At 72.0% G+C, this 15,493-nt stretch carries 15 protein-coding genes; 10 read left to right on the forward strand and 5 right to left on the reverse strand.

Annotated elements, in window-relative coordinates:
• Positions 1-162 precede the first annotated feature (162 nt).
• The 3 genes from AB0K35_RS18905 to AB0K35_RS18915 all read left to right on the forward strand — a co-directional run bounded on the left by AB0K35_RS18905 (position 163) and on the right by AB0K35_RS18915 (position 3,515).
• Positions 163-819 (forward strand): TetR/AcrR family transcriptional regulator C-terminal domain-containing protein, encoded by a 657-nt coding sequence (locus AB0K35_RS18905; protein ID WP_238670769.1) that lies wholly within the window; start codon positions 163-165, stop codon positions 817-819.
• Positions 820-900: 81 nt separating this feature from the next.
• Positions 901-2,355 carry an aldehyde dehydrogenase family protein gene (locus AB0K35_RS18910; protein ID WP_238670768.1) on the forward strand — a complete coding sequence of 485 codons (1,455 nt, stop codon included), beginning with the start codon at positions 901-903 and terminating at the stop codon, positions 2,353-2,355.
• Entirely contained in the window at positions 2,352-3,515 is a 1,164-nt protein-coding gene (locus tag AB0K35_RS18915) for an alcohol dehydrogenase catalytic domain-containing protein (protein WP_238670767.1), read from the forward strand. The genes AB0K35_RS18910 and AB0K35_RS18915 overlap by 4 nt, the downstream gene beginning before the upstream one ends.
• 20 nt (positions 3,516-3,535) lie before the next feature.
• Here AB0K35_RS18915 and AB0K35_RS18920 read toward each other — a convergent pair whose 3' ends face one another.
• Positions 3,536-4,285, reverse strand: a complete 750-nt coding sequence (locus AB0K35_RS18920; protein WP_238670766.1) for a phosphotransferase — start codon at positions 4,283-4,285, stop codon at positions 3,536-3,538.
• Between the two features lie 126 nt (positions 4,286-4,411).
• Complete coding sequence (locus tag AB0K35_RS18925; protein WP_030488337.1) at positions 4,412-4,699, reverse strand: hypothetical protein; 288 nt, start codon at positions 4,697-4,699, stop codon at positions 4,412-4,414.
• A gap of 152 nt (positions 4,700-4,851) precedes the next feature.
• Here AB0K35_RS18925 and AB0K35_RS18930 point away from each other — a divergent pair, with 152 nt between their 5' ends.
• Together AB0K35_RS18930 and AB0K35_RS18935 are read left to right on the forward strand one after the other, a co-directional pair.
• Complete coding sequence (locus AB0K35_RS18930) at positions 4,852-5,217, forward strand: helix-turn-helix transcriptional regulator (RefSeq protein ID WP_363886550.1); 366 nt, start codon at positions 4,852-4,854, stop codon at positions 5,215-5,217.
• Entirely contained in the window at positions 5,214-6,590 is a 1,377-nt protein-coding gene (locus AB0K35_RS18935) for a permease prefix domain 1-containing protein (protein WP_238670764.1), read from the forward strand. Before AB0K35_RS18930 ends, AB0K35_RS18935 begins: the two co-directional genes overlap by 4 nt.
• 143 nt (positions 6,591-6,733) lie before the next feature.
• Here the strand turns inward: AB0K35_RS18935 and AB0K35_RS18940 are convergent, their stop codons facing one another.
• The gene (locus AB0K35_RS18940) at positions 6,734-7,591 is read right to left on the reverse strand and encodes an SPFH domain-containing protein (RefSeq protein WP_357361371.1); all 858 of its coding nucleotides are present in this window, start codon (positions 7,589-7,591) and stop codon (positions 6,734-6,736) included.
• Positions 7,592-7,947: 356 nt separating this feature from the next.
• On the opposite strand from AB0K35_RS18940, the gene AB0K35_RS18945 reads away from it, so the two are divergent.
• From AB0K35_RS18945 to AB0K35_RS18955, 3 genes are all read left to right on the forward strand, one after another.
• The gene (locus AB0K35_RS18945; protein WP_363886552.1) at positions 7,948-8,619 is read left to right on the forward strand and encodes a transcriptional regulator; all 672 of its coding nucleotides are present in this window, start codon (positions 7,948-7,950) and stop codon (positions 8,617-8,619) included.
• Positions 8,620-8,703: 84 nt separating this feature from the next.
• The gene (locus AB0K35_RS18950) at positions 8,704-10,272 is read left to right on the forward strand and encodes an MFS transporter (protein ID WP_357361408.1); all 1,569 of its coding nucleotides are present in this window, start codon (positions 8,704-8,706) and stop codon (positions 10,270-10,272) included.
• Between the two features lie 11 nt (positions 10,273-10,283).
• A complete protein-coding gene (locus tag AB0K35_RS18955; RefSeq protein ID WP_238669203.1) occupies positions 10,284-10,892 on the forward strand; it encodes a TetR/AcrR family transcriptional regulator in 609 nt (202 codons plus the stop codon).
• A 143-nt stretch (positions 10,893-11,035) separates the two neighbouring features.
• On the opposite strand, the gene AB0K35_RS18960 is transcribed toward AB0K35_RS18955, so the two are convergent.
• Positions 11,036-12,955, reverse strand: a complete 1,920-nt coding sequence (locus AB0K35_RS18960; protein WP_238669204.1) for a helix-turn-helix domain-containing protein — start codon at positions 12,953-12,955, stop codon at positions 11,036-11,038.
• A 14-nt stretch (positions 12,956-12,969) separates the two neighbouring features.
• The gene (locus AB0K35_RS18965; RefSeq protein ID WP_124817383.1) at positions 12,970-13,752 is read right to left on the reverse strand and encodes a 3-hydroxybutyrate dehydrogenase; all 783 of its coding nucleotides are present in this window, start codon (positions 13,750-13,752) and stop codon (positions 12,970-12,972) included.
• A 613-nt stretch (positions 13,753-14,365) separates the two neighbouring features.
• Here AB0K35_RS18965 and ruvC point away from each other — a divergent pair.
• Positions 14,366-14,893: a crossover junction endodeoxyribonuclease RuvC gene (ruvC, locus tag AB0K35_RS18970; RefSeq protein ID WP_112584546.1), complete on the forward strand. Its 528-nt coding sequence runs from the start codon at positions 14,366-14,368 to the stop codon at positions 14,891-14,893.
• Positions 14,890-15,492 (forward strand): Holliday junction branch migration protein RuvA, encoded by a 603-nt coding sequence (ruvA, locus tag AB0K35_RS18975; RefSeq protein WP_091401818.1) that lies wholly within the window; start codon positions 14,890-14,892, stop codon positions 15,490-15,492. The genes ruvC and ruvA overlap by 4 nt, the downstream gene beginning before the upstream one ends.
• The last annotated feature ends 1 nt before the right edge of the window (position 15,493 follow it).

Raw genomic sequence — 15,493 nt, forward strand, 5'->3', positions numbered from 1 at the left:
ACGGGCCGCGGCGGTCCCTCATAAACTAGCGGTGTAAGTTTTCATTCGTCCAGACCCCTTCTCCGGCCGACGTGGTGACGCCTGCCCGCAGGCGGTCCCGGATAGGGTGCGTGAACAGGTGGTTCCCACGGGGAGGGACACCGCAGACCGAGGAGTTCCGACGTGCCCCGACCTCGACGGCCTCTGCTCACCCGCGACCGGATCGTCGAGACGGCGCTCGCGCTGATCGACGCCGACGGGCTCGGCGCGCTCTCCACCCGCCGACTCGCGGCCGCGCTCGGCGTGCAGGGTCCCTCGCTCTACAACCACTTCGCCACCAAGGACGAGATCCTCGACGCGGTCGCCGACACGGTCACCGGTGCTGTCGACACCAGCGGCTTCGCCAGCCGGGACTGGCTCGCCGCGCTGCGGGACTGGGCCTGGTCGTACCGGCGGGCGCTCACCGCGCATCCGAACATCGTGCCGTACCTGGCGCAGGGGCCGGGTCGTCGACCGGCCGCCCTGGCCATGGCCGACGCGGTCTACGGCGGTCTGGTCCGGGCCGGTTGGCCGCCGGCCCGCGCCACCCACATCGGCGCGGCGCTGCGGTACTTCGTGGCCGGCTCGGCGCTCGGCTCGTTCGCCAGGGGTTTCGTCGAGGACCCGGAGCTGTACGCGGCGCACTACCCACACCTGCGCCAGGCCCACCGGCTCGCCGAACACCAGCAGAGCGTGGACGAGGGCGCTTTCGCCCTCGGCCTGGACGCCCTGCTGCACGGTCTGGCCGCCGAGTACACCCACACCGTCGAGACGGTGGAGTCCGCAGGGTCCAACGGGTAGCGTCCAAACTCCCAGCGCTAGTTTCATCGCCCGTCGCGACCCCCGTCGCCATCGCCCATCGCCCACCCTCGAAGGGACGACATGGACCTCGCCGCCCCGCCGTCGCTGTTGCCCGACCCCCTGCGCCTGCGGCGCCACCTGCACGTCGGCGGGGAGTGGACGCCGCCCGCCGACACCGGTCTCATCGACGTGGAGAACCCGAGCACCGGGGAGCTGATCGGGCAGGTGCCGGCCGGCACCCCGGCCGACGTGGATCGCGCCGTGGCCGCGGCCCGGACCGCGTTTCCCGGCTGGTCGGCCGCGACCCCCGCCGAGCGCTCCGCCCACCTCGACCGGCTGCACGCGGCGCTCACCGCTCGCGCCGACGACCTCGCCCGCACCATCGCCGTGGAGCTGGGCTCGCCGCTCAAACTCGCCACCCGGGTGCAGGTCGGGCTGCCACTGACAGTGCTGCGCGACCACGTCGCGCTCGCCGCCCGCGCGCCGGTCGAGGAGAGCATCGGCAACTCCCTCGTGGTCCGCGAGCCGATCGGCGTGGTCGGCGCGATCACCCCGTGGAACTACCCACTGCACCAGGTGATGGCGAAGCTGGCACCCGCCCTGGCCGCCGGCTGCACGGTGGTGCTCAAACCCAGCGAGCTGACCCCGTTGACCGCGTACCTGCTCTTCGACGCGGTCACCGAAGCCGGCCTGCCGCCGGGCGTGCTCAACCTGGTCCCCGGCACCGGGCCGGTGGTCGGCGAGGCGCTCGCCGGGCACCCCGACGTCGACCTGGTCTCCTTCACCGGCTCCACCGCCACCGGCGCGCGAATCATGCGGCTCGCCGCCGACCGGATCGCCCGGGTCGCGCTGGAGTTGGGCGGCAAATCCGCCAACGTGATCCTCCCCGACGCGGACCTGGCCACCGCCGTCAAGGTGGGCGTCGGCAACGCCCTGCTCAACTCCGGGCAGACCTGTACCGCCTGGACCCGGATGCTTGTGCACAACGATCGATACGACGAAGCCCTGCACCTGATCGCCACGGCGGTGGCCGGCTACCGACTCGGCGACCCGTTCGACCCGGCGACCCGGCTCGGCCCGCTGGTCTCCGCCGCCCAGGCCGAGCGGGTGCGTGGCCACATCGACAGGGCCCTCGCCGACGGCGCCCGGCTGGTCGCGGGCGGGCCTGAGGCCCCGGTGCCGACCCGGGGGCACTTCGTCGCACCGACCGTCTTCGCCGACGTGCACCCCGACAGCGCGCTCGCCCAGCAGGAGGTCTTCGGCCCGGTGCTCGCCGTCATCCCGTTCGCCGACACCGACGAGGCGGTCGCCATCGCCAACAACTCGAAATACGGGCTGGCGGGCGCGGTCTGGTCCGCCGACACCGACGCGGCGCTCGCGGTTGCCCGGCGACTGCGTACCGGCGCCGTCGACATCAACGGCGCCCCGTTCAACCCGCTCGCCCCGTTCGGCGGTTACAAGCAGTCCGGCCTGGGTCGGGAGTTGGGCGTACACGGGCTGGCCGAGTTCTGCGAGCTGAAGGCGATCCAGCGATGACCGACCCCGAGCTGTCCCCGGCCGCGCCGGGCCGCCCCGAGCTGTCCCCGGCCGCGCCGGGTGGCGGCAGCACCGAGCCGGTCATTGTTCGCGCGCTGGTCGCGCGCGGGTCCGGCGCCGAACTGCGGGTCGAGCGGGTACGCCTGCCCGCGCCCGGCCCCGGCGAGGTGCGGGTGACGATCAGGGCGGCCGGTGTCTGCCATTCCGACCTGTCCATGGTCAACGGCACCCTCGCCGCGAGGTTCCCGCTGGTGCTCGGGCACGAGGCGACCGGCGTGGTGGCCGAGGTCGGGCCGGGCAGTCAGCTGACCGTCGGCACTCCGGTGGTGCTCAACTGGGCGCCGGCCTGCCGGGCCTGCTGGTGGTGTCGGCGCGGCGAGCCGTGGCTCTGCGCCGACACCACGGCCCCGACAGTGCCGCGCGGCGAGACCGACGACGGGGTCCCGCTGCACCTGACCCTCGGCCTCGGCGCGCTCGCCGAGGCGGTGGTGGTACCCGAGCGTGCCGTCATCCCGATCCCCGCCGGGCTGCCGCCCGAGCAGGCCGCACTGCTCGGCTGTGCGGTGCTCACCGGCGTCGGCGCGGTCCGGAACACCGCCCGGGTGACACCCGGTGAGTCGGTCGCTGTCGTCGGGCTCGGTGGGGTCGGGCTCGCCGTGCTCAGCGCGGCCCGCCGGGCCGGTGCCACGACGATCCTGGCCATCGACGTCGCCGAGGCGAAACGGGATCTGGCGCTCGCCGCCGGGGCGACCGACTTCCTGCTCTCCGACGACCGGCTCTCCAAGGAGGTGCGGGCGCGCACCGAGAGCCGGGGCGTCGACCACGCCTTCGAGTGCGTCGGTCGGGCCGCCACCATCCGCGCCGCCTGGCGGCTGACCCGGCGCGGGGGAGCGGTGACGGTGGTCGGCATGGGCGCGAAGGACGACATGGTCAGCCTCGGCGCGCTGGACATCTTCCACTCCGCGCGCACGCTGCGCTCCTCGGTGTACGGCTCGTCCGATCCGGACCGGGAGGTGCCGGTGCTGGCCGCCGAGTTGGCCGACGGCGCACTGGATCTGGGTGTGCTGGTCAGCGGGACGGTTCCGTTGGACGAGGCGCCGGCGGCGTTCGACCGGTTGGCCCGGGGCGAGGGCGCCCGCTGGGTGGTCACCCTGGACTGACGCTGGTGACAGTCGGGAACTCAGCGCGTCGACGATCTCAGCACGTCGACCTCGCAGCCTGGTGCCCACGGGTCGAAGCCATGCTCGACGAGCCAGCGGATCGCCAGCAGGCTTCGCAGCGACCACCACGCGCGGATCACGTCGAGGTCGACGTCGGTGCGGTAACCGGCGAGGAGGTCGCCGAGGTGCTCCTCGTGGCCGAGCGTCAAGGTGGCGAGGTCGAAGAGGGCGTCGCCCCGGCACGCCTCGGACCAGTCGAGTACGCCGGTGAGCTGGTCACCGTCGACGAACACGTGGGTGATCTGTAGGTCGCCGTGCGTGAATACCGGGGTCCACGGCCGGAGCGCCGCCTCGGCGACCTGGCGGTTGCGCGTGACCAGGTCGGTGGGGAGGACGCCGTTGGCGACGAGCCACTCGCATTCGGCGTCGAGTTGCGATGTCAACTCGTAACAGGTTCGCCCGGGCCATGGCGGTAGCGGCGCGTCGTGCAGCGTCCGAGCGGCGGCACCCGCCGCGGCCCACGCCGCCGGCGACGCGGTCGACGGCTCGCCGAGGCGGCCAAGCGCCGTTCCGGGCAGGGCGGCGAGCGCGAGCACTGGCGGCTTGCGCCAGAGAACCTCGGGGGTCGGGACCGGCGCCAGCGCCATCGCCTCGACCTCGACGTCGGTGCGCCCCGGATCAGTGTCGATCTTCAGGAACACGTCGCCGACGCGTACTGTCGCCCGTTCCTGGTGGGCGACGACGACTTCGACCTCCGGCACAACGGCCATTGTCGCGACACGACCATCGACATCCCAGCGATTTGTCGGGCGCGACTGGCGTGGTTGGCCAGGTGCCCTGGGTCGACCCGGAAAGGGTCAACCCTGGGCACCCGGGCGACGAGAGCGGGCGACTGGTCAGAAGGGTGGGGCGTCCTCGCCCATCAGCGCCAGCACGACGCCGCCCTTGCCGCTCTTGAGGCCCTGGACGACGACCTTGCCGGTGCTGCCGTCGGGCAGCTCCAGGGTGAAGGTCTTGCCGACTGCGTTCTTGGGGCCGTTGCCGGCGCTGTTGGCGGGGCGGAAGTCGCCTGCCCAGGGCGGAATCCCGCCCCTACGGGCCGGCTCGGCGAAGAGCGCGGCGGTGCCGGGGGTCCTGGTGCCGTCTGAGGAAAGGAGCACTGAGGCGCTGCGAAAGGTAGCCATATGCGCCAAGGCTAACCCGGAATTGCCCGATCGCGGCACCACAGTTGCCCGTGACGGCGATTCGGCCGGCGTCTCGCTCCCGGCCGTTGCGCCGGGACCAATACCTAGCAGTACTATGCATCGTACTTCTAGGTTTAGGGGCGGGAGGTTCCGTGAAGGTCGCCAAGGATCTGGTCGCCGCCTCGGCGACGCCGATGGTGCTCGGCATCCTGGCCGAGGGCGAGAGCTACGGCTACGCCATCCTCAGGCGGATCAACGAGCTGTCCGGGGGTGAGCTGGACTGGACCGAAGGGCTGCTGTACCCGCTGCTGCACCGGCTCGAGCGCCTCGGTCACCTGGAGTCGAGCTGGCAGGCGGTCGCCGGTGAGCGGAAGCGCAAGTACTACCGCATCACCGAACGGGGCCTGGCCGAGCTGGCCGAGCAGCGCCGGCAGTGGGACACAGTGGTGGGCGCGCTCAAGGAGATCTGGCACGACCGCGCGCCGCAGACGGTGCGCCCGTTGGAGGGCCTCGCATGACGGCGCACGAGGGGCCGCAGGGATTGGAAGCGCAGTTCGAGCAGTGGCGTCAGTACGTGCTGCGTCGCCGGGAGATGCAACCTGTGGACGCCGACGAGTTGGAAGACCACCTTCGTGGTTCCGTCGACGAACTCGTCGCCGCCGGCCTGAGCCCGGACGAGGCGTTCCTGGTCGCCGTGAAACGGATGGGCAGCCTCGACGACCTCTCCCGCGAGTTCGCCCGGGAACATTCCGAACGGCTGTGGAAGCAGTTGGTGCTGACCGGCGACTCCGGCAACCCGGTCGGCAGCGCTCGCTCCCGCCGGGACCTGTGGGTCATGCTCGGCTGTGCGGCGGGTGCCGTGGTGTCCGTGAAGGTGCCGGCGTTGTTCGGGCTGAGCTTCGCCGACAACGGCTCGTTCTACGCGCGCAACTTCACACTGTTCGCGCTGCCCTGGCTGGCGGCGTACCTGGCCTGGCGTCGGGGAGCCCGACGGACGGTCATCGCGGCACTGGCGGCGCTCTTCGTCCTCGGCGCCGTGGCCGCCAACGCCTACCCCCTGGCGGACGACTCGCAGTCAGTGGTCGTCACCAGCATCCACCTGCCCATCGCCCTATGGCTGGTGGTCGGCCTGGCCTATGTCGCCGACGACTGGCGCTCCTCCCGTCGACGCATGGACTTCATCCGGTTCACCGGCGAGTGGTTCATCTACCTGGTGCTGATGGCCCTCGGCGGCGGTGTGCTCGCCGCGTTCCTGTTCAACACCTTCGCTGCCATCGGGATCGTCCCGGAGGCGTTCATCTCACAGTGGCTGCTGCCCGGTGGCGCCGCGGCCGCGGTAGTGGTGGCCGGGTGGCTCGTCGAGGCCAAGCAGAGTGTCGTCGAGAACATCGCGCCGGTCCTCACCAGGCTGTTCACCCCGCTCTTCACTGCCGCCCTGCTCGCCTTCCTGGTCGCTGTCGTCTGGACCAGCCACGGCATCGACGTCGAGCGGGAGGCGCTGCTCCTCTTCGACCTCCTGCTGGTCGTGGTGCTGGGGCTGCTGCTCTACTCACTCTCGGCCCGTGACCCGCTGGCCCCGCCCGGCCCGTTCGACAAACTCCAACTCGCGCTCGTGGTCAGTGCGTTGGCCATCGACGTGCTGGTGCTGCTGGAAATCACCGGGCGCATCACCGACGAGTACGGCGGTACGCCGAACCGGGCGGCGGCGCTCGGCGAGAACGTGATCCTGCTGGTCAACCTCGCCTGGTCGGCGTGGCTGCTGCTGTCCTTCATCCGTCGGCGCACGCCGTTCGCGGCGCTGGAGCGGTGGCAGACCGGCTACCTGCCGGTGTACGCCGCGTGGGCCTGGACCGTGGTCCTCGTGTTCCCGCCGCTGTTCAGCTTCGCCTAGTCGGCGCGATCGACCCGCCGCGCGGTGGCGGTCGGTGCGCTGCTCGGCGGTGCCGCCCCGGCCGCACCGATGTCGGCGCACACCGGTCAGGCAGTCCGTGACGCGCGAGCCGGCCCACCCGTGGCGGGTGGGCCGGCTCGTCGTCACTTGCCGGTGACGATGCCCGGGTTGATGCAGAGTCCCGGGTTCGCGCCGTTCTTCTCCGCGATCTCCAGGCATCGGGTCACCTTGTCGACTGTCGCGTTGGTCTCGGTGATCTGCTTGGAGATCTCGGCGTTCTTGCGGTCCTGCTCCAGGTTGCGGGTCTGCGCCAGCTTGTCCTGGAACGCCTTGATGTTGCCCTCGGTCTTGTCGTCGTGGTTCACCCGGGTGATGGTCACCGAGAGGATGTCCACGTCGGTGGTGAGGCGGGTCTCCGCGCTGGTCTTGATGTTCGCGGCGAACGGCTTCAGGTCGACGTTGAGGTCGCCGGTCTTGGCGTCGATCTTCTCCAGCGGGTTGTACGCGGCGAAGGCGTCGTTGACCGCGCTGTCGAGCTGCACACCGACCCGCTGACCCCGGAAGCTGCCGAAGTCGCCCTTGTAGTCCATGAACTGCTTAGGCGCGTTCTCCGGCTTGACCTGCCATTCGACGAGCACCTCGACGCAGGCGTCGGCGAGGGTGCCGGTGCGCACTCGTACGCAGTTGTCGCCGCCGATGTGGTCGTACTTCTGGCGGCCCGCGTCCCACTCGCCGACCTTCTGCCAGGGCGCCACCCACTTCAGGCCCGATCCGGTCACCTCGCCGGTGGGCTTGCCGAAGCTGGTGACGATGCCGACCGAGCGGATGGGCACCGAGTGGGCGCTGGAGGCGATGCCGACCAGAAGCGTGAGGGCGAGGAAGCCGAGCGCCGCGAGGGCGGCCATCCGCTTGAACGACCGTGCGGGGGCGACGAGTGCGACGACGGCGCTGACCGCGAGGGCGACGGCGAAGACGATCGCCATGGTGAAGCCGACGGGCATGGGGTGGGGACCTTCCGATGGGCTGTGCGGATCATCAACCTAGGGGGTCCGGTCAAGTCGACGGCGCGGGGGAGTGGAGTTCACGCACGTCAACAGCGGGTCGACGATCGATCCCATCGACACGGTTCGACTCTGGCGGCCCGCCGTAGGTCTCGTCCACGCGACGATCGGCCCGGTGACCGGTGGCATCTTCGTCCTCGTCGTGGTGCTGTTCCGGCGCGGCCTCCGGTGCGGCGTCCCGCGCTGGCCCACCGCTGGCGGCCCGCCGCCGCTGAAAATTCGCCCGACGGTGCATCCGCCACGCGGCCTCCGAGCGAACCCCCGGGGAGAGAACGTCTACCCCGGGGGTACGTCTGGTGCTGACCGATCCGATGCCGGCGGAGGCCGTGGAGATCGCGCACAAGCAGGTTTCGCTGGCGGCCGAGGACCTGGACGCCAACGGCGTGGCGACGCTGGTGCTGGACCTGGTCGAGGCGTGGGGCGTGCCGGCGCTCTGGGAGCAGGTCTGCCGTCCGCTGCTGGCCCGGCTGTCCGGGCGCACGGCCGCCGAGATCGTCATCGAGCATTCCCTCTTCGAGGGCGTCCGGGTCGGGTTGGACGCGTACCGCCGGGAGCCGGGCCGTTCACTGCCCACCGGCGGGGTGCTGCTTGCCGGCGCGGAGAAGGAGGCGCACAGCCTGGGTCTGCTGGCGCTCGCCGCCGCGCTGCGCGAGCAGGGCCGTGGCTGTCTGAACCTCGGCCCCGCGCTGCCCTGGTCCGCGCTCACCGGCGCGGTGCACCGGGCCTGCCCGCGCACCGTCGTGCTCTGGTCGCAGACGCCGCTCACCGGCCGCGCGTACCGCCTGGTGCGCTTCGCCCGGGACTTTCCGCTCCTTCGCGTGTACGGCGCGGGGCCGGGCTGGATCGAGCCGCTCGGCGGTCCGGCGGTCCGTCTCGGCACGTTGACGGAGGCCGTCGACGCCTGCCTGGCGGTCACGTCCGGGCGTGATGCCCACCACATACGATACGGATCGGTGCCGTATCGTTAATACGCGTCGTAGGCTGACCCGCGTTACGAGTCTGACCCGTATCGTATTTCGTCGCGGGTGATCAGCATGGGGGGAAAGCCAGGCATGGAGCTGCACAACAACACCGGACACCCGAGGCGGTGGGCGATCCTGGGGGTGCTGGTGATCAGCCTCCTCGTGGTCGTCCTCGACAACACGATTCTCAACGTCGCCCTGCGCACCCTGGCCGACCCGGTGCACGGCCTCGGTGCCAGCCAGGGCGAGCTGGAGTGGTCCATCAACTCCTACACGCTCGTCTTCGCCGGGCTGCTGTTCACCTTCGGGGTGCTCGGTGACCGCGCCGGCCGCAAGCGCTTCCTGATGATCGGTCTGGTGCTGTTCGGCCTGGCGTCGCTCCTCTCCGCGTACGCCCAGAGCCCCGGACAGCTCATCGCGGCCCGCGCCCTGATGGGGGTCGGCGGCGCGGCCATCATGCCGGTTACCTTGTCGATCATCTCCAACGTCTTCGACCCGCGCGAGCGTGGTCGGGCCATCGGAGTCTGGGCCGGCGCTGTCGGTCTCGCCGTGGCGATCGGCCCGATCCTCGGCGGCGCGCTGCTGGAGCACTTCTGGTGGGGCTCGGTCTTCCTGATCAACGTGCCGGTTGTCGTCGCCGGGGTGGTTCTGGTGGCGCTGCTGGTCCCCGAGTCGCGTGACCCACGGCCCGGCCGGATCGACGTGCTCGGCGTGCTGCTCTCCGTGGTCGGCCTGGTCGCCCTCTCGTACGGCATCATCGACGGCGGCGAGCACGGCTTCGGCCGCCCGCTGGCCTGGGGCTCGATCCTGGTCGGCATCGCGGTGCTGGCCTGGTTCGTCCAGCACGAGCGGCGCAGCGACCACCCGTCGCTGGACGTCCGACTGTTCAAGGTGCCCCGGTTCGCCGCGCCGGTCGCCATCGTCGGCCTGGTCTTCTTCGCCGCGATGGGCTCGATGTTCTTCGGCTCGTTCTACCTGCAACTCGTGCGCGACTACAGCCCGTTGCAGACCGGTCTGCTCTTCCTGCCCTTCGCCGGCGCCCAACTGGTCTTCGCGCCGCGCAGCGCCGCGATGGTCCGTCGCTACGGCGGTAAGGCCGTCGCCACCGTCGGGTTGGCGCTGACAGTGGTGTCACTCGGCGCGTTCGTCTTCATCGGCGCCTCCACCCCGATCTGGATCGTGCTGCTCGTCTTCCTCATCCAGGGCGCCGGGATGGCCAACATCATGCCTCCGGCCACCGAGTCGATCATGTCGGCGCTGCCCCGGGAGAAGGCCGGAGTGGGCTCCGCGGTCAGCAACACCATCCGCCAGGTGGCCGGCGCGCTCGGCGTGGCAGTCCTCGGCTCGGTGCTCTCCGCTGTCTACCGCAGCGACATCGGTGACGCGCTGACCGGTCTGCCCACGCAGGCCCAGGACGCGGCCAACGAGTCGATCTCCGGTGCGTACGCGGCGGCGGGTCAGCTCGGCCCGGCGGCGCCAGGGCTGATCTCGGCGGCCAACGACGCCTTCGTCACCGCCATGCACTGGGCGGCCGGGCTCTCCGCGGTGATCGCCGCACTCGGGATCATCGTGGTGCTGCGCTGGATGCCGGGCAAGGAGGAGACCAGCGTCGCCCCGGCGGCGCCGGTCGCCGAGCCTGAGCTGGCCGGTACGGCATAGGTTCGGGGAGAATGACGGACATGACGTCCACTGCTGATGCTCCGCGGTCGCCCGGTCGACCGCGGAGCATCCGCGCCGACGAGGCGATCATCGAGGCCACCCTCGACCTGCTCGCCGAGGGCAGCACCATCGAGGCGCTCTCGATCGAGGCGATCGCCACCCGCGCCGGGGTCGGCAAGGCCACCATCTACCGCCGCTGGGCGGGCAAGGACGCGTTGCTGCTGGACGCGTTGCGCCGCCTCAAGGGCGTCCTGGCCCAGCCGGCGGGCCACTCCGTCCGCGACGACCTGGTGCTGCTGGTCGGTGCGATCGGCAAGAACGTCGACCCGCGAGCGGCCAAGATCATGCCCTGCCTGGCGCCCGCCGTGAACCGCAGCGCCGACCAGTTCCAGCTCTACCAGAACATCATCTCGCCCCGGCGGCAGCTGATGCGCGAGGTGCTGCGGCGCGGCATCGACGAAGGGGTGCTGCGTGCCGACATCGACGTCGAGGTGACGATGGCGCTGCTCACCGGGCCGATGCTGATCCAGCGGGTGCTCCAGTGGAACCCGGACCTGGACGAGCAGGCCCTGCCCGAACGGGTCGTCGACGCCGTGCTGGAGGGCATCCGGGCCCGCTGACGCCGAGCGCTCGGGCGGCGGCGTTGGGGCCTGGCTGGCACTCCGTCAGCGGCTCCTGCGCCCGCCGGTGTGCGGGGCTCGGTCGGCGGGGTTCGTACCCGCCGGTGTCGGTCGGCGGCGTTCGTGCCGCCGACCGGCCCCGGTCAGCCGGCCGGCGTGCGCAGTCGGTGCAGGCGCAGCGCGAGCTGCACCTCCAGCGCCCGCTCGGGCCGCTGCCAGTCGACGCCGAGCAACTGCCCGACCCGCTCCAACCGCTGCGTCACAGTGTTGACGTGCACATGCAGTTGCTCGGCGGCCCGGGCCAGGCTGCCGCCCACCCCGAAGTACGCCTCCAGCGTCTTCACCAGAGCCGTGCCTCGCCGGGCGTCGTAGTCGAGCACCGGCCCGACTGTCGCGCCGAGAAACTCGGTCACGTCCTTCTCACCCCGGTCACCGACAGTGCCCAGCAACAACCCGACGAAGCCCAACTCCACAGTGCTCGCGCCCTGCCCGGCGCGGCCCAACGCACCCAGCGCCGTCAGGCACCGGTCCGCCTCCTGGAACGTCCCGGCCAGCGCCCCCGGCGTGTCAGACGGGCCACTCGCCCCGGCGGTCACCGGTCGACCGGTCACCCGGGACAGGTCCCGGGCCACCGCGCGGGCGCTGCCGCCCGCGTCCAACCCCGGCAGCATCAGCACCACCCGGCCGTCGCGCGCCGCGGCCAGCCCGCCGCGCGCAGAGGCGTACGTGGTGGCCCAGGAGAGCACCCGCTGCCGAGCCGAGCCGGTAGCGGCGATCGCGTCGTCGCCCACCGCCACCAGCACATGCGGCGCGTCCAGGTCCACCCCGAGCCGACGGGCCCGACTGCGCAGCGCGTCGGTGTCACGCAGCGGGCGGGCGATCAGGTCGTCCAGCAACTCGCCACGCACCCGACCCTCCGCCTCAGCGACAGTCCGGCGGAACAGCAGCAGCAGCGCGGTCACCAACGCCGCCCGCTCCAGGATGCGCTGGTCGGCGTCGACCAACTCGTCGTCCGGGCGGAGCACCAGGGCGCCCAGGTTCTCCGCGCCCGCCACCACCGCCGCGTACCAGAGGGGACCCCGACGTACGCTGCGCCCCTCGGTCCGCGACGCGGCCACCGCCTCGACGATGTCCGCGCGGTCCGGCTCCTCGATCTCACCCACCCGGGCCAGCAGGCGGCCCTCGGCGTCCAGCGCCAGCAGCGCGCCGCCCAGCACCTCGGTCACCGCAGCCGCCACGTCCTCCACGCCGCCGCCGCGCAGCACCAGCGCGGTCATCCGGTCGTGTGCCGCCGCAGCCCGCTCCACCGAGCTGCTGTGCGCCCGGATGGTGGTGTTCGCCGCCGACAACTCGGCCAACGCCGAACGGGTCTCGGTCAGCAGCCGGGCGGTGTCGATCGCCACAGCGGCGTGCGCGGCCAGCGACACCAGCAACGCCACCTCCTCCCGGACGAACGGTCGCGCCGAACGGTTGGCCGCGTAGAGCACCCCGATCGAGGTCGAACCGAGCCGCAGCGGCACCCCCAGGATCGCCACCAGACCCTCCTCGCCCACCCCGGCGTCGATCTCGCCGGTGTGGTGGAAGCGCGCGTCCTCGCCGTAGTTGGCGGTGACGTACGGGGCACCGGACTGGGCCACCAGGCCACCGAGACCAGCGCCCATCGGCAGGCGCAGCCGCTGGAAACGGGCCGACACCGACCCGTCGGTCACCCGCATGTAGGTGTCGCCACGTTCGTCGTCGTTGAGGGTCATGTACGCCACGTCAGCGCCGAGCAGATGACGGGCCCGGTGCACGATCGCCCGCAACACGTCGTCCAGATCGCGCAGCCCGGCCAGGTCGCTGACGGTGTCGTACAGGCCGGACAGCTCGCTCTCCCGGCGGCGGCGACGCTCCAGCAGCGCGCGGACCCGCAACGCCACCGACTTGGCCTGCTCCAGCTCGGCCAGCCGGTCCGGTGGCAGCCCGGCGGCCCGCGCGGCCACCAGCGGTCCCTCGAACTCGACCGCCGCTGCCTCTCGGGCGAGCAACTCAAGGAACTCCACCGGCGAAGACATGGTCGACATTGTGCTCAGCCCCACTAGTTGGCCGTCCAGCCCCCGTCGAGGGCTATCGACGCCCCGGTGATGAACGCCGCCGGCGGCGAGCAGAGGTACGCCAGCAGCTCGGCCACCTCCTCCGGCTCGATCAACCGCTTGATCGCGGCCCGGGCCAGCATGATCTTCTCGATCACCTCGGCCTCGTCGATACCGTGACTGGCCGCCTGGTCGGCGATCTGGCTCTCCACCAGCGCGGTACGCACGTACGCCGGGTTGATGCAGTTGGCGGTGACACCGTGCGCGGCGCCCTCCAACGCGACCACCTTCGACAGCCCCTCCAGGGCATGCTTGGCCGAGACATACGCCGCCTTGTACGGCGAGGCACGCAACCCGTGCACCGAGGAGATGTTGACGATCCGCCCCCAGCCCCGGGCGTACATGTGCGGCAGCGCCCGGCGGATCAGCAGGAACGGTGCCTCCACCATCACCCGCTGGATGTACTCGAAACGCTCAACGGGAAAGTCCTGCAACGGTGCTACGTGCTGGAGCCCGGCGTTGTTCACCACGATGTCCACGTCCACGTCGAGCGAATCCACCGCCGCGGCGTCGGACAGGTCCACACCCTCGGCCCGCCCACCGGCCTCGGCGGCCACCGCCTTGGCCGCCTCCAGGTTGCGGTCCACCACGAGCACCTTGGCGCCGGCCGCGCCCAGCCGCAGGGCACACGCCCGCCCGATGCCGCCGCCGCCCCCGGTCACCAGGGCGGTCCGACCGGAAAGGTCGACCTGTACGACGTGGGGGACCACCACGGGTTCTGCCGTCATGGCGCAAGAAGTTACGAGCTGTGTGCCCCCCGGCACATGGGCCAGCGACACATACTCCGTACCAAAGCTGTGTGGCCCCACCCGCCCCCTGCCGCCCGCTCCCACCCCACCGGGCGTCTTCCCGCCCGCCCCGCCGCCGCCCGCTCCCGCTCCCGGGCTGCCGCCCGCACCGGCCGCCGGGCTGCCGCCGGCACCCGCCCCCGGGCTCCCGCCCGCACTCGCCCGCATCCCGCCGGGCCGTGCCTTGCGCGGCAAGATCGCGCAAGATCCTGGTTGTAGTGGCTTCCCGGTGTCTCGTGGCCACTACATCCTGGTTCCAGCGCGATCTTGGCGCGGGGCGCGGGGCGTGGGGCGTGGGGCGTGGGGTGTGGGGCGTGGGGTGCGGGTGTGCTTGTGTGCGGCGCGGGGTGTGCGGCGCGGGGGCAACGGGCGTGAGGCCGCAGGGGCGCAGGGAGCCGCGAGGGGCGGCGAGGGGCGAGCCGGGGCGCGAGGGGGAAGGGCGAGGCGGGGCGCGAGGGGCGGGGTGCGGAGGGCGTGTCCCGTGGGACTGGTGGGAGGGGCGCCGGTTAGGGTGTCGAACACACGTACTGCTGACGGCTGGGGAGGGGGCGGCGTGCGCGTGCTCGGTGTGGACCCGGGGTTGACCCGGTGTGGGGTGGGCGTGGTCGAGGGTGTGCCCGGCCGGCCCTGCACCCTGGTCGCCTACTACGTGGTCTACACCGACCCGGCCGACGACCTGGCGCTGCGTCTGTTGCACCTGGACCGGTCGCTGAACAAGCTGGTCGCCGAGCACCAACCGGAGAGCGTCGCCGTCGAGCGGGTGTTCAGCCAGCACAACGTTCGCACCGTGATGGGCACCGCGCAGGCCAGTGGCATCGCCGTGCTGGCCGGGGCGCGGGCCGGGCTGCCGGTGCAGACGTACACCCCGAGCGAGGTGAAGGCCGCCGTGACCGGGTCCGGTCAGGCCGACAAGGCGCAGATGACCGCCATGGTGACCCGGCTGTTGCGGCTGGCCGAGCCGCCGAAGCCGGCGGACGCCGCCGATGCGCTGGCCCTGGCCATCTGCCATGTGTGGCGTGGCGGAACCCGCTCCAAGCTGGCCGCCGCGGCGGACCGGGCACGACGAGGAGGAGCGCGATGATCGCCAGCGTGCGCGGCACGGTGACCGCGACGGGTCCGGACCAGGCAGTGATCGAGGTCGGCGGGGTCGGGCTTGCCGTGCACTGCGCCCCGGGGACCCTCGCGGAGCTGCGGGTCGGCCAGGTGGCCCGGCTCGCCACCAGCTTGATCGTGCGGGAAGACTCGCTGACCCTCTACGGCTTCGCCGACGACGACGCCAAGTCCCTGTTCGAGCTGCTCCAGACCGCCAGTGGGGTCGGCCCGCGGCTGGCCCAGGCGGTGCTGGCGGTGCACACCCCGGATGCGGTTCGCAAGGCGATCGCCAACGCCGACACGGCCGCCCTGACCCGGGTACCCGGGATTGGCAAGAAGGGCGCGGAACGACTGGTGCTGGAGCTGCGTGACCGGATCGGCCCGGTGCCGATCGGCGCCGACGGGGTGGCCGGGGTGACCCGCGGCAGCTGGCCCGACCAGGTCCGGCAGGCGCTGGTGGGGTTGGGCTGGACGGCCGGACAGGCCGACCAGGCGGTGGCCGCGGTGGCGGAGTCGATCGAGGGTGAGACCCCGCCGGTGCCGGTCCTGCTCAAGCAGGCCATCCGACTGCTGGGCCGCACCCGATGAC

The sequence above is a fragment of the Micromonospora sp. NPDC053740 genome, assembly GCF_040677775.1.
GTDB classification, from domain to species: Bacteria; Actinomycetota; Actinomycetes; order Mycobacteriales; family Micromonosporaceae; genus Micromonospora; species Micromonospora alfalfae.